The organism is Lentzea rhizosphaerae, from assembly GCF_042649515.1.
GTDB classification, from domain to species: domain Bacteria; phylum Actinomycetota; class Actinomycetes; order Mycobacteriales; family Pseudonocardiaceae; genus Lentzea; species Lentzea aerocolonigenes.
The window spans coordinates 274494-287660 of the sequence record NZ_JBHRZI010000046.1; the positions used below are offsets into that span (position 1 = coordinate 274494).

Consider the following 13167-nt stretch of genomic DNA (forward strand, 5'->3'; position numbering starts at 1 on the left):
ACTCTGCTGGCGGATCGGGGACCGTCTATCGAAAGCGAGCCAAGCAGGTTCACCCACCCTGATGGTTGCGCTCCCACGGACGTGAACAGGCCAGTTGGCTGTAGTTGAGGTGATCTGACAACGATGTCATCGGCACTTTTCTACCACCAACTTGGGGTGGGCAGCCCGTGAGAGCGCTTCCATAGCTTCCTCGAACCGGAGGCCTCGCCGCGCCGTCAGGATTCGCCAAAAGAGTCCTTGCAGACGCACTCGGCACCAACGAACCTCACGGCTTCGGACAAGACTTCCGGCCAGGTCCAGTGACGTGACCCGGAACGTTGCCGGGTGAGTTCGCGGTCGGCCAGGGAATCGTGGTGTCGCCAGGGTGCCCCTGCTGGACGTGAGTCGCCCGGCCAACGTTCCGGGGTCGCGCCATCAGGCTCAGGGTGTCGTGGGTGCAGTGCAGCGATGCCAGGCCAGCTCATCCGGGCCAGAGAATCGTGGTGCCGCCCGCAACGTCGCCAGCCAGACCCACGGCCTGCCAGGAAGCCGCAGCGCCAGGCGAACTCACGGCCCTCCGCGACACCAGGCGAACCCACCGCCCACCGCCGCAAAGCCCCGGCGAACCTCGAACCACCCAATGCCCCAGACCCCGCCACGGGCGTCAGCCACCGTGATGCGGCGGCCTGTTCTCCCGGTACCAGTCCTCACGGTCCCCAGAACCGTCCCCAGAGCCCCCACCGCGCTCGTCCGACGTCGTCTCCGGGAGCACGTCGCCGAACACCTCAGCGAGCCGACGACGGCGCTTCACAGCAGCGTCGTCGTCGGCCGGCTTCGGCGAATCACTCTTCGTCAAGACCGCTCAGCTGCTCGATGACGTAGGGCACCAGCGAAGACAGCGTCGCCATGCCGTCGCGGACCGCGGAGCGCGAGCCCGCGAGGTTCACGACGAGCGTGCTGCCGGAGACGCCGACCAGGCCTCGCGAGATGCCTGCGTCCACCGCGCCCGCGGCCAGCCCCGACGCACGGAGTGCCTCGGCGATGCCGTGGATCGGGCGGTCGAGCACACCCTGCGTGGCGTCGGGGGTCACGTCGCGCGGTGACACGCCTGTGCCGCCCACGGTGACCACGAGGTCGACGCCACCGATGACGGCCGTGTTGAGCGCGGCCCGGATGTCGACCACCTCACCTTCGACCGCGACGGTGCCGTCGACGATGAAGCCCGCTTCTTCGAGCAGTTCGGTGACGAGAGGGCCGGAGTTGTCGTCCTGCTCGCCGTGCGCCACCCGGTCGTCCACGATCACGACCAAAGCGCGGCCAAGGCGCTGCGCGCTGCGTTCCATACCGATCACCGTAGCGGGAGTCTGACTTCGAAGCGGCAGCCAGGACCGTGGTTCTGGACGCCGATCCGCCCGTGGTGCGCGTCGACCAGCCCGCGAGCGATCGAAAGTCCCAGTCCCGCACCGGTCGGGTTGCGGGCGACGCTGCCGCGGAAGCCCACGTCGAAGACGTGTGGCAGCACGTCTTCGGGGATGCCGCCGCACCCGTCGTCCACCCGCACCACCGCTTCGCCTCCGTCCACATCGACCTGAACGGAGACCGCGCCGCCCTCCGGTGTGTGCCGTATGGCGTTCGACACGAGGTTGCGCACGACACGCATCAGTTCCGGATCTGACCCGCGCACGACCGGCCATTCGCGAGCGACCGCGCGCAACTGGACGCCCTTCAAAGCAGCCACGGGACGCGAAGCGGCGACCACGTCGCTCACGACGTCCGTCAGCCGCACGTCGTGCAGCGTCAGGTTCAGCGCACCGGCCGTGATGCGTGAGAGCTGGAACAGGTCGTCCACCAGCTTGGAGAGGTGGTCCGCCTCCAGCGCGATCTGCTTGGCGTAGACGGCGACCTCACCCGGCTCGGAGACGACGCCGTCCTCCAGTGCCTCCGTCATCGCCCGGATGCCGGCCAGCGGCGTCCGCAGGTCGTGACTGATCCACGCCACCAGCTGCCGCCGGGCCGACTCGGCCTCGCGCTCCCACATGGTCCGCCGCGCGATCGCCCGTCCGAGCATGATCGAGAACGGCACGGTGACCACACCGACGACCGCACACGCCATCAGAGCGGCGTTGAGCATCGGCGTGAACATGAACCTGCTGACCACGAGCACACCCGCGATGGTCGCGACCACCGGCACGATCACCATGACGGTCATCACGGTGGTCAGCGACACCTTGCTCAGTCGATCGAACACTTGTCATACCTGTAGCCGACGCCCCACACGGTGCTGAGGCGCTTGGGTTTCGCCGGGTCCTGCTCGATCTTCTCGCGCAACCGTCGCACGTGGACGGTCACCGTCGACTGGTCGCCGAACTGCCAGCCCCACACCCGGTCGAGCAGCTCCGCCCGCCCGAACGCCTTGCCCGCGTTCGCGATGAAGAACGCCAGCAGGTCGAACTCGCGGGTGGTGAGCTGCAACGGCATGCCGTCGAGCGTCGCGGTGTGCGCGGCGACGTCGAGCACCAGGTTCCCGTCGCGCACCATCCGCGGCTCGTAGGTCCTGCCCGCCCGCCGCAGCACCGACGAGACGCGCAACGCGAGCTCGCGCGGGCTGAACGGCTTCGTGACGTAGTCGTCCGCGCCGATCTGCAGGCCCGCGATGCGGTCCTCCTCCTCGCCCAGCGCCGTCAGCATGACCACGGGGGTGCTGCCGCGTTCGCGGATGCGCCGGCACACCTCCAGGCCGTCGACGCCGGGCAGCATCAGGTCCAGCACGACGATGTCCGGCTCGTTCGCGGCCAACAGCCGCAACGCCTGCTCCCCGTCACCGGCCAGCTCGACCTCGTACCCGGCGTGTTCGAGGTAGCGGCGCACCACGTCCCGCACCGTCGTGTCGTCGTCGACGACCAGCACCCGTTCCACCACGTCCCCACGCTAAGCCACGAACGCCCTCAGGGCCCGTGACCGTCACGAGGACGTAAGAAGGGGCTGTACCTGAGAGCGGGGCAGGTGCGCTCAGGTACAGCCCCTCTGGGGTCGTCACGTCCGGTTCTGGCGGGCGGCGGATGCCAGAACCGGACGCCCCCGACCTAACCCACCTCGACACCTCCGAGGGTGGCTTCCACGGTCCGGTTGTCGGACAGCGTGATGGTCACCTTGTCGCCGGGCGCCTTGGAGCGCACGGCCGCGACGAGGGTGTCCGAGCTGTCGATGCGACGGTCGCCGAACTTGGTGATCACGTCGTTCTCCTTCAGGCCGGCCTGTTCCGCGGCGCCGCCAGGGGTGACCTTGCTGATCACGGCGCCGCCGTTCTCGGCCTCCTTCACCTCGACGCCGAGGACCGTCTGCTTGGCCTTGCCGGTCTTGACGATCTCGTCGATCGTGCGGCGCGCCTGGTCCATCGGGATCGCGAAGCCGATGCCGACGGAGCCCGCCTGGCCGCCCGCGGAGTTCGGGCTGTAGATCGCGGAGTTGATGCCCACGACCTGGCCCTGCATGTTCACCAGCGGACCGCCGGAGTTGCCGGGGTTGATGGCCGCGTCGGTCTGGATGGCGTTCAGCACGGTCGCCTGCGAGTTGCGGGCGTCGCTGCCGGCGGAGACCGGGCGGTTCACCGAGCTGACGATGCCGGAGGTCACGGTGCCGGACAGCTCGAACGGCGAACCGATCGCGACGACGCCCTGGCCGATCTTGAGGTCACCCGAGTTGCCGAGCTGGACGACGGGCAGCCCGGAGACGCCGTCGGCCTGGATGACCGCGATGTCGGAGCTCGGGTCGCGGCCGAGGATCTTGGCGGTGGCGGTCTTGCCGTCCTGGAAGACCACCTTGATGTTGCCTCCGGCCGCGGCACCCTCGATGACGTGGTTGTTCGTCACGATCTGGCCGTTGCTGGAGACGATGAACCCCGAGCCCTCGCCGGCGCCGGACCGCGTCACGACCTGGATCTGCACGACGGACGGCAGCAGCTTGTTCGCCACGTCCTCGACCGAGCCCGCGGGGGCGTTGCTGGTCTGCGAGGCCGGGCGCGGCGTGTCGAGCGAGCTCACCGCGGACGAGTCGTTGGCGAAGTTGTAGCCGAGGTAGCCGCCGAGGCCACCGGAGACGCCGCCCACGAGCAGCACGAGGGCCGCGACACCCGCCACGACCTTGCCTCGGCCCTTGGGACGCGGCGGGACGGGCGGCGGCTGGTAGCCGGGCGGGAGGTAGTACTGACCCGTCGAGGGCGGTCCGGCGTGCGGGTGCTCCGCGCCGAACTGGGCGCCAGGACCGAGCGGGTGAGGTTGGCCGGACCCAGGAGGAGGAAGCTGCTGGCCGGGTCCGGACCCGCCGAGCTGCGCCTGGCCCGCGTCAGGTGCGTGCACCTGCGGCTGGGCCGGAGAGAACGAGGCGGGCACGTCGCCCAGGCCGGCAGGGGCGTGTGTTGCCCCGGCCTGGCCGGATCCCCCCTGCAAAGGATCCGGCTGGCCGGGTTCCGGCTGCTGCGGGCCCTGCTCCCGCACGCCGGAGTCGGTCTGACCGGCGTTCGGCGGCACGGAGTGGGGCTGTTCCGGCTGCTGCGCTGGCTGGTTGCTCTCGGTCATGGCCATAGTCTCGCGGCCCGTCCTGAGAGAACCCTTAAACCAGCCTTGGAGGTCTGTGAGGGTTCAGCTGAGCCCGCGCAGCCGCTCCGCGATCTGCTCCGGGGTCACGTCGTTGATCCACACGGCCTCGCCCGATTCAGAGCCCGCGAGGTACTTCAACTTGTCCTTGGTCCGGAGCACCGAGAAGACCTGCAGGTGCAGCCACATCTCGTCGCGGCCGACGTTCACCGGCGCCTGGTGCCAGGCCGCGATGTACGGCAGCGGGCGGTCGTACAGGGCGTCCAGGCGGTGCAGGACCTTCAGGTACAACGAGCTGAAGTCGTCACGTTCCACAGAGGACAGACCGGCCAGGTCCGCGATCTGCCGGCGGGGCGCCAGCACGACCTCGACGGGCCAGCGCGCGGCGGCCGGCACGAAGGCCACCCAGTGCGGGGACTCCTCGACCACGCGCGCGCCCGCGCGGAGCTCGGCCTCCAGCACGTCGCCGAACAACGGACGCCCGTGGGCCGCGTAGTGCTCCAGCGCCGCTTCGAGCATCCGCTCGGTGCGCGGCGTCACGAACGGGTACGCGTAGATCTGGCCGTGCGGGTGCGAGAGCGTCACGCCGATCTCTTCGCCGCGGTTCTCGAACGGAAAGACCTGTTCCACGCCTGGCAACGTTGACAGGAAGGCGACCCGGTCCGCCCAGGCGTCCACGACGGTCCGCACGCGCGCCTCGGAGAGCTCGCCGAACGACTTGTTGTGGTCGGAGGTGAAGCACACGACCTCGCACCGTCCACGTCCCGGCGCGCGCACGAACAGCTCCTCACCATCCACAGTGGACGGCACGTCCGGCACGTTCTGCGCCAGCGACGGGAATCTGTTCTCGAAGACGACGACGTCGTAGTCGGCCTCGGGGATCTCGGTGGGCCGGCCGGGCGTCGACGGGCACAACGGGCAGAGATCCGCCGGGGGCTTGTAGGTGCGTGTCTGACGGTGAGCCGCCATGGCGACCCATTCGCGGGTCAACGGGTCCAGCCGCACTTCGGACATCGGCTGCGACTCCGGAAGGTCCCGGGTGTCCACCGCGACCCGCGGTGGAGCTTCAGCGCTGTCGTCGAAGTAGATGATCTCCCGGCCGTCCGCCAGCTTTCCCGCGGTACGCCTCACGCCAACTCCTCGCCACTTCCTGGTACGTGTGCCAACACCAACTCGCCGACCTGCTCGGTGAGGATGGCCCGTGCGTCGTCCGGCAACCCCTCGTCGGTCACCAGGACGTCTGCCTCGTCGAGGTCGGCGATCGTGGAAATGCCCACGGTGCCCCACTTCTCGTGGTCCGCGACCACGACCACGCGTCCCGCGGCGTCGACGAGCGCGCGGTCCGTTTCACTCTCGTTGAGGTTCGGGGTGGTGAAGCCGGAGCGCTCGGCCATGCCGTGCACGCCCAGGAACACCACGTCGAGGTGCAGCGACCGCAACGCCTGCACGGCCACGGGTCCCACCAACGCGTCGGACGGCGTGCGCACGCCACCGGTCAGCACGACCGTGCGGTCGGTGCGCCCGCTCTGCTGCAACACGTCCGCGACGCGGATCGAGTTCGTCACGACGGTCAGGTCCGGGATGTCGTCGAGGAAACGCGCCAGCGTCCACGTCGTCGTGCCCGCGGACAGACCGATGGCGGTGCCGGGACGCACGAGGCCCGCGGCGGCGGCCGCGATCGCCTCCTTCTCGGGCAGCTGCCGCACCGACTTGGCCTCGAAACCGGGCTCGTCGGTCGAGCGCCCGACGACGGACGTGGCGCCGCCGTAGACCTTCTCCACCAGTCCGCGCGAGGCGAGCACGTCGAGGTCGCGGCGCACGGTCATGTCCGAGACGCCGAGCCGCACGACCAGGTCGCTCACGCGCACCGCGCCGGTCCGCCGGACCTCCTCGATGATGACCGCTTGCCGTTGACGTGCCAGCACCTCACACCTCTTCCCTGAGGACGACGACGTCCCCGGCTCGCACGGTGAGGCGTCCGGAGACCTGCTCGCCGGACAACACGTCGACACCGGACGCCTCGATCTGCGCGTCGGTGTCGGTGTGGTTGACGGCGAAGAGCCACGATACGTCGCCCTTGCGCCTCACGAGCTCGATCCCGGGAGCCGACACCGCCACGCCTGCACCGGAAAGCGCGTTTTCCACCGTTCGGCCGAGACCGCTCTCGTCGAGGTCGCACGCCACGTACCAGGCGACACCGCTGCCGAACGCGTTCCGCGTCACCGCGGGCACACCCGGCAACGGCCCGTCGGCGTAGGAAACGACGACGTCAGCGCTGCGCACGTGGAGGTGCTCGGTCCACAGCGTCGCGGTCGAGCCGTCCGTCAGCGAAACGGTTTCGTCCTGCCGCAGCGGGAAGAACTCCTCCGACCACACGCCCAGCACGTCGCGGAACGCACCGGGGTAACCGCCCAGTCGCACTCGCGTGTGCTCGTCGGCAACACCGGACAAGTACGTGACCACGACATGACCGCCGCCTGCCACGTAGTCCGCGATCACGGCGGCGTGCGCGTCGGACACCGTGTAGAACGCCGGCACCACGACCATCGAGTACTTCGACAGGTTCGTGCCCGGTGCCACGAAGTCGACGGTGACACCCGCCTGCCACAGGGCCTTGTAGTAGCCGAGGACGTGCCGGTAGTAGTCGAAGTCCTGCGTCGGGTGCGCGTCCTGGCGCAGCGCCCAGCCGGACTGGAAGTCGAACAGCACCGCCACGGGAGCGTCCACAGTGGAGCCCATGACCTCGCGCAGCTTCGCGTACTCGCCACCGACCTCGCAGACCTCGCGGTACACCTTCGTGTCCGCGCCGGCGTGCGGGACCATCGCCGAGTGGTAGCGCTCGCCACCACCGCGCGACTGCCGCCACTGGAAGAACAACGTGCCGTCCGCGCCGCGGGCGATGTTCTGGAACGAGTGCCGCCGCATCTCCCCCGGCAGCTTGGCGATGTTGCGCCGCTGCCAGTTCACCGCGGAGGTCGAGTTCTCCATCAGCAGCCACGGCTTGCCGCCTGCCAGGCCGCGCACGAGGTCCGCGGACATCGCGAGCTCGACGTGCCGGTCGGGTGACTGGGCCTCGGTGTAGTGGTCGTTCGAGACGAAGTCGACCTCGCGCGCCCACTTCCAGTAGTCCAGGTCGCGGAAGGTCCAGTTGGCCATGAAGTTCGTGGTGACCGGCACGTCCGGCGTGATCATCCGCAGCACGTCGCGCTCGGCCTTGTACTGCGCCAGCAGCGCGTCGTCGCTGAACCGGTCGTAGTCGAGCACCTGGGCCGGGTTCGCGTACGTCGGCGTGACGCGCGGCGGCAGGATCTGCGCGAAGTCGGTGTAGCCCTGGCTCCAGAACGCCGTCGACCAGGCCTCGTTCACCTGGTCGAGCGTGTAGCGGGCGGCGAGCCACTCGCGGAACGACTCGGCGCACGTGTCGCAGTAGCAGCGCGCGACGTGGCACCCGTACTCGTTGCCGACGTGCCACGCGGCGAGCGCGGGGTGGTCGCGGTAGTGCGAGGCCATCTCGGCGGCCAGCGCGGTCGCCCGGTCGCGGTAGATCGGCGACGACGGGCAGTAGGCCTGCCGTGAGCCGTGCGAGAGCCGCACACCGTCGGCGCGGACGGGCAGCATCTCGGGGTACTCGGTCGTGAGCCACGGCGGGGGCGCGGCGGTGGCGGTCGCGAGGTCCACGCGGATGCCTCCCGCGTGCAACTGGTCGAGCACCCGGTCGAGCCAGTCGAACCGGTACTCGCCCTTGCTGACCTCGATCTTCGCCCAGCTGAAGATCCCCACGCTGACCAGGTTCACCCCGGCCCTGCGCATGAGCTCGACGTCCTCGGCCCAGACGTGTTCCGGCCACTGCTCGGGGTTGTAGTCAGCTCCCCAGGCGAGCCCTTGCATGCCAGTCGGCCAAGTCGTCACGGCGGCAAGCGTGGCCGACAAACCCCCCAACGTCAACACAAGCAAACACAACTTCACGTTTAGGTCTGTTCGGCGGTTGACCGGCACGAGTACCGGGATCGTGCTAGAAACCCGCTGTGCACGGGTTTAACAGCTGAGTAACGGGACTTGACATGATGTGTGCCTGGGACCACATTGTGCGCAACTTTGTTGGAGTCCTGTTCGGTTCGTTCGAGCGAGTGTCACCTGTAGGAGCGATGATGGTTCGGTACACGCCTGGTTCCTCTCCGTTGCCCCACTTCGGCAGGCGCGCGATGCTGCGGATCATGCTGGCCGGCGCAGGTGTCGCCGCGACCGGTGGCCTCGCGGCGTGCGGCGGCGGTTCCAGCTCGGGCGGCGACTCCAAGGTCGTCACCTTCGGCAACAACCTGTCGGACCAGGTGCCGAAGGACGCGATCACCGCCGCGCTGAAGGGCTTCGACGCCCAGTCGGGCGGTTACTCCGTCACGATCAACACGAAGCAGCACGAGCAGTACCAGGAGCAGATCAACAACTACCTGCAGGGCAAGCCGGACGACGTGCTCGCGTGGTTCGCCGGCTACCGCATGCGGTTCTTCGCCGACCAGGGTCTCACCGGTGACCTCAGCGACCTGTGGGGCAAGATCGGCGGCAACTACTCCGACGCGCTCAAGCAGGCGTCCACGGGCTCGGACAAGAAGCAGTACTTCGTGCCGTTCATCCAGTACCCGTGGGGCATGTTCTACCGCAAGAGCGTCTGGCAGGAACGCGGCTACACGGTCCCCAAGACCCTCGACGAGCTCGTCGCGGTCTCCACCAAGATGAAGGCCGACGGCCTGATCCCGATCGCGTTCGCCCAGAAGCAGGGCTGGCCGGGCATGGGCACGTTCGACCAGCTGAACTTCCGCATCAACGGCTACCAGTTCCACGTCGACCTGCTCGCGGGCAAGGAGAACTGGCAGGACAAGAAGGTCAAGGACGTGTTCGACACCTGGAAGCGGCTGCTGCCGTTCCACCAGGAGAACGCCCTCGGCCGCGAGTGGCAGGAAGCCGCTCAGGCGTTGCAGCAGAAGAAGGCCGGCATGTACCTGCTCGGCTCGTTCGTGGGCCAGCAGTTCCCGGACGCCGACAAGGACGACCTCGACTTCTTCCCGTTCCCGGAGATCAACCCCGAGCACGGCACCGACACGGTCGAGGCGCCGATCGACGGCTACATGATGGCGAAGAAGCCGGCGAACCCCGAGGGTGCGCTCAAGCTGCTCGAGTACCTGGCGAGCCCCGAACCGCAGCTCGCCTACCTCAAGGCGGACCCGAACTCGATCGCGACCAACACGAAGGCCGACACGTCCGGCTACAGCGCGCTGCAGAAGAAGTCGGCCGAGGTCATCAAGAGCGCCAAGCACATCACGCAGTTCCTCGACCGCGACACCGACCCCGGCTTCGCGAGCGAGGCGGCGACCAACGGGCTCATCGCGTTCATCAAGAACCCCGATGACATCGACTCCGTGCTCAAGGGCATGGCCGACCAGGCGAAGAACATCTTCAAGTGACCGCGTTGCAGGAGAAGCCGAAGGCGGTGGCCCCCAGCGGGCCGCCGCCTCGTCGGCGTGGAAAACGTGCCACCGCCCTCGCCGGCACGGACAAACTGGTGCTCGCGATCATGCTCGGCATCCCCACGATCGTGCACCTGCTGTTCGTGTGGATCCCGACGCTGGGCTCGATCGCGCTGTCGTTCAGCAGGTGGAACGGCATCGGAGGGTTCGAGGACATCGAGTGGATCGGTGTCGAGAACTACGTCGAGATCTTCACCGAGTACCCGCGGTTCTGGCCGGCCGTGCAGCACAACCTGATCTGGCTGGCGTTCCTGCTGATCGTGCCGACGTGCGCGGGCCTGCTGCTGGCCGTGCTGCTCGACCGCGAGCTCAGGTTCAGCCGCATCTACCAGAGCGCGCTGTACATGCCGATGGTGCTGTCGCTCGCGCTGATCGGCTTCATCTGGCAGCTGATCTACACGCCCGACGGCGGTCTGCTGAACTCGGTGCTGGGCCTCGACAAGCCGGTCGACTGGATCGGCGACTCGGACATCAACCTCTACTCGGTGCTCGTAGCGGCCGCGTGGCGGCACACCGGCTACATCATGCTGCTGTACTTGGCGGGCCTGAAAGGCGTCGACCCGTCGCTGAAGGAAGCCGCCGCGCTCGACGGCGCCTCGGCGACCCAGACGTTCTTCCGCGTCACCTTCCCGGTGATGAAACCGGTCAACATCGTCGTGGCCGTCGTGACGGTGATCGAGGCGCTGCGAGCGTTCGACATCGTCTACGTCATCAACAAGGGACGCAACGGGTTGGAGCTGTTGTCGGTGCTGGTGACCGACAACATCATCGGTGAGGCGTCGCGCATCGGCCGCGGCTCGGCGGTCGCGGTGATCCTGCTGACGATCTCGCTCGGCGTCATCATCCCGTACCTGTACCAGACGTTCAGCAAGGAGAACCGGACGTGACGGCCACCTTGGAACGGCCCTCGGTGCCGGCTGTGAACAAGCGGACGGTGACCCCGGCGCGGATCGCGTTGCACGTGTTCCTGATCCTGACGTGCCTGATGACGCTGGCACCCCTGCTGTGGGCGGTCTACGCGTCGTTGCGCACGTACGAAGACACGTCGGTCAACGGCTACTTCTCCATCGCGAAGTCCCTCACCCTGGCGAACTTCGCGAAGGCGTGGGAAATCGGCGACCTGCCGCACTTCTACCTGAACACGTTCCTGATCACCATCCCCGCGCTGGTGCTCACGCTGCTGCTCAGCTCGATGGTGGCGTTCGGCGTGTCCCGGTTCAGCTTCAAGCTCAACCTGGCGCTGCTCATGATCTTCACCGCGGGCAACCTGCTGCCGCAGCAGGTGATCGTGACGCCGCTGTGGAGGCTGTACCGGCTGATCGAGGTGCCGGAGTGGATCTCCGCGAGCGGGTCGTTGATCGACTCGCAGCTCGGTGTGATTCTGATCCACATCGCTTTTCAGTCCGGGTTCTGCACTTTTGTTTTGTCGAACTACATGAAGACTATTCCGTACGAGTTGACTGAGGCTGCTCGGGTGGATGGGGCTTCGGTGTTCCGGCAGTACTGGCAGTTGACTCTGCCGTTGTGCCGGCCGGTGCTGGCTGCGTTGGCCACGCTTGAGTTCACCTGGATTTACAACGACTTCTTGTGGGCGTTGGTTTTGATTCAGGATGGGGACAAGATGCCGGTCACTTCTGCGTTGCAGAACTTGAAGGGGACGTTCTTCACTGACAACAACCTCATTGCTGCTGGGTCGTTGTTGGTGGCGTTGCCCACGTTGGTGGTGTTCTTTGTTTTGCAGCGGCAGTTCGTGGGTGGGTTGACGTTGGGGTCCACCAAGGGTTGAGTGTTGCGGTCTTTGGCGCCCCCTGGCCTTCGGGCTGGGGGGCGCTGTTGTGCGGGCCGCCTTGTGTTGGTGGTTGCGTGGGTCGTATGACGAGCCGGGTCATTTCATCGCCGCTTCGCGACGATTGCGATTGGGGCTTGACTTCGGGGCCCTTGCGAGGCGCTGTGTCGGGCGGAAAAGGTCGGATGCTTCGCACCCGCCCGATCCGAAAAGGCTAGCACCTCGCTCCCAAAGTCAAGCCCCAATCGCTTTGTAACGTGGTCCCGTTTGTTGGTCAGCTTCCGCCATTACCGCTTGCCCGATGACGCATTGCCCTGTCCGGCTCGGCTTCGCCATCGCGGCTGGTGGGGTGCTCGGCTTCGCCATTGCCAGCGTTGCGGTGGGAGATCCGGCTCGGCTACGCCATCGCGTTACCGGCTTCAGGAGATTGGCTGCGCCGGATGCCTCGCGAGATTGGCTCGCAGGATTGGCCGCGCCGGACGCCTGCGGGTTGGGTTCGCGGGTTACCTTCGGAAGGTAGGCCTCGAGGGGCATCTGGACGTGAACCAGAGCGGCATTCATCAGCCCGCCTCCAGGCAGCCTCATCAACACCGCTTCCCCGTAGCGAGACGGCCTTCATCACCACCGCCTCCTCCGTAGCCTGGTGACCCTCATCAACCCGCGCTTCCCCGGAGCCAGGCGGCCTTCATCACCACCGCCTCGCTGTGGTCAGGCGGTGTTGATCAGGTTGCGTCTCGGCCTTCGTTGCGGGTCGAGCCAGGCCGGTGCGTAGAACGTCGGTATCCCGGTCACCAGCCTGACTTCCCACTTGCTCTGGTGGATCAGGGTGTGGTGGTGGCGGCAGAGCAGCACGGCGTTGTCGACGGAGGTGTCCCCGCCGTCGGCCCAGTGGCGGATGTGGTGGGCGTCGCACTGTCTGGGTGGTCTGCCACAGCCCGGGAAGGCACAGCCCCGATCCCTGGTCACCAGGGTCCGGCGGATCGCGGCCGGGAAGGTACGGGTCTTGCGGCCGACGTCCAGCGGCTGGCCTGCCCCGCCCAGGACCATCGGGATGATCCCCGCGTTGCAGGCGAACTGACGCACCTGCTCGGCCGAGACACGATCGCCGTTGTCCAGGGTGGCGTGACCGACCTGGTTGGCGAGGTCCTCGTAGGACATGGTCAGCGTCAGGGTGACCGGTTCGCCGCCGTGTTCGGGCAACTGGTCGGCGCGCAGCATCAGGTCGACCAGTTCGGCCAGGGCGTCGCCTTCGCGTTCCTCGCGGGTGCGCAGGTCCGGGCCTTCCTCGGCG

12 protein-coding genes are annotated in these 13167 nt (G+C 67.7%); 3 read left to right on the forward strand and 9 right to left on the reverse strand.

Annotation, left to right across the window (positions count from 1 at the left end; genetic code table 11):
• Positions 1-643: 643 nt before the first annotated feature.
• From ACFOWZ_RS43065 to ACFOWZ_RS43100, 8 genes are all read right to left on the reverse strand, one after another.
• A complete protein-coding gene (locus ACFOWZ_RS43065; protein WP_081902122.1) occupies positions 644-835 on the reverse strand; it encodes a hypothetical protein in 192 nt (63 codons plus the stop codon).
• Positions 822-1322, reverse strand: coding sequence for a MogA/MoaB family molybdenum cofactor biosynthesis protein (locus ACFOWZ_RS43070; RefSeq protein ID WP_030467661.1), 501 nt, complete (start codon positions 1320-1322; stop codon positions 822-824). The genes ACFOWZ_RS43065 and ACFOWZ_RS43070 overlap by 14 nt, the downstream gene beginning before the upstream one ends.
• A gap of 5 nt (positions 1323-1327) precedes the next feature.
• Positions 1328-2188, reverse strand: coding sequence for a sensor histidine kinase (locus ACFOWZ_RS43075; RefSeq protein WP_382379778.1), 861 nt, complete (start codon positions 2186-2188; stop codon positions 1328-1330).
• 23 nt (positions 2189-2211) lie between these two features.
• Positions 2212-2898: a response regulator transcription factor gene (locus ACFOWZ_RS43080; protein WP_382379758.1), complete on the reverse strand. Its 687-nt coding sequence runs from the start codon at positions 2896-2898 to the stop codon at positions 2212-2214.
• Positions 2899-3062: 164 nt separating this feature from the next.
• Positions 3063-4553 carry a S1C family serine protease gene (locus tag ACFOWZ_RS43085; RefSeq protein ID WP_382379759.1) on the reverse strand — a complete coding sequence of 497 codons (1491 nt, stop codon included), beginning with the start codon at positions 4551-4553 and terminating at the stop codon, positions 3063-3065.
• A gap of 63 nt (positions 4554-4616) precedes the next feature.
• Entirely contained in the window at positions 4617-5702 is a 1086-nt protein-coding gene (gene galT / locus ACFOWZ_RS43090; RefSeq protein ID WP_382379760.1) for a galactose-1-phosphate uridylyltransferase, read from the reverse strand.
• Positions 5699-6496 (reverse strand): DeoR/GlpR family DNA-binding transcription regulator, encoded by a 798-nt coding sequence (locus ACFOWZ_RS43095; protein WP_030467666.1) that lies wholly within the window; start codon positions 6494-6496, stop codon positions 5699-5701. The genes galT and ACFOWZ_RS43095 overlap by 4 nt, the downstream gene beginning before the upstream one ends.
• A gap of 1 nt (position 6497) precedes the next feature.
• On the reverse strand, positions 6498-8480 hold the full coding sequence (locus ACFOWZ_RS43100; protein ID WP_382379761.1) for a beta-galactosidase: 1983 nt from the start codon (positions 8478-8480) through the stop codon (positions 6498-6500).
• A gap of 239 nt (positions 8481-8719) precedes the next feature.
• On the opposite strand from ACFOWZ_RS43100, the gene ACFOWZ_RS43105 reads away from it, so the two are divergent.
• The 3 genes from ACFOWZ_RS43105 to ACFOWZ_RS43115 are packed head-to-tail and all read left to right on the forward strand — an operon-like array spanning position 8720 to position 11876.
• A complete protein-coding gene (locus ACFOWZ_RS43105; protein WP_382379762.1) occupies positions 8720-10027 on the forward strand; it encodes an ABC transporter substrate-binding protein in 1308 nt (435 codons plus the stop codon).
• Positions 10024-10977, forward strand: a complete 954-nt coding sequence (locus tag ACFOWZ_RS43110; protein WP_382379763.1) for a carbohydrate ABC transporter permease — start codon at positions 10024-10026, stop codon at positions 10975-10977. Before ACFOWZ_RS43105 ends, ACFOWZ_RS43110 begins: the two co-directional genes overlap by 4 nt.
• On the forward strand, positions 10974-11876 hold the full coding sequence (locus ACFOWZ_RS43115) for a carbohydrate ABC transporter permease (protein ID WP_382379764.1): 903 nt from the start codon (positions 10974-10976) through the stop codon (positions 11874-11876). The genes ACFOWZ_RS43110 and ACFOWZ_RS43115 overlap by 4 nt, the downstream gene beginning before the upstream one ends.
• A gap of 708 nt (positions 11877-12584) precedes the next feature.
• Here ACFOWZ_RS43115 and ACFOWZ_RS43120 read toward each other — a convergent pair.
• Positions 12585-13167: HNH endonuclease signature motif containing protein (locus tag ACFOWZ_RS43120; RefSeq protein WP_382379765.1), on the reverse strand; the 583-nt coding region annotated here is incomplete at its 5' end.

Excerpts from the sequence above, each read along its gene's own strand:
- ACFOWZ_RS43105 (WP_382379762.1), top strand. The coding sequence starts at position 8,720 with ATGGTTCGGTACACGCCTGGTTCCTCTCCGTTGCCCCACTTCGGCAGG.
- ACFOWZ_RS43070 (WP_030467661.1), bottom strand. The coding sequence starts at position 1,322 with ATGGAACGCAGCGCGCAGCGCCTTGGCCGCGCTTTGGTCGTGATCGTG.
- ACFOWZ_RS43075 (WP_382379778.1), bottom strand. The coding sequence starts at position 2,188 with ATGACCGTCATGGTGATCGTGCCGGTGGTCGCGACCATCGCGGGTGTG.
- ACFOWZ_RS43085 (WP_382379759.1), bottom strand. The coding sequence starts at position 4,553 with ATGACCGAGAGCAACCAGCCAGCGCAGCAGCCGGAACAGCCCCACTCC.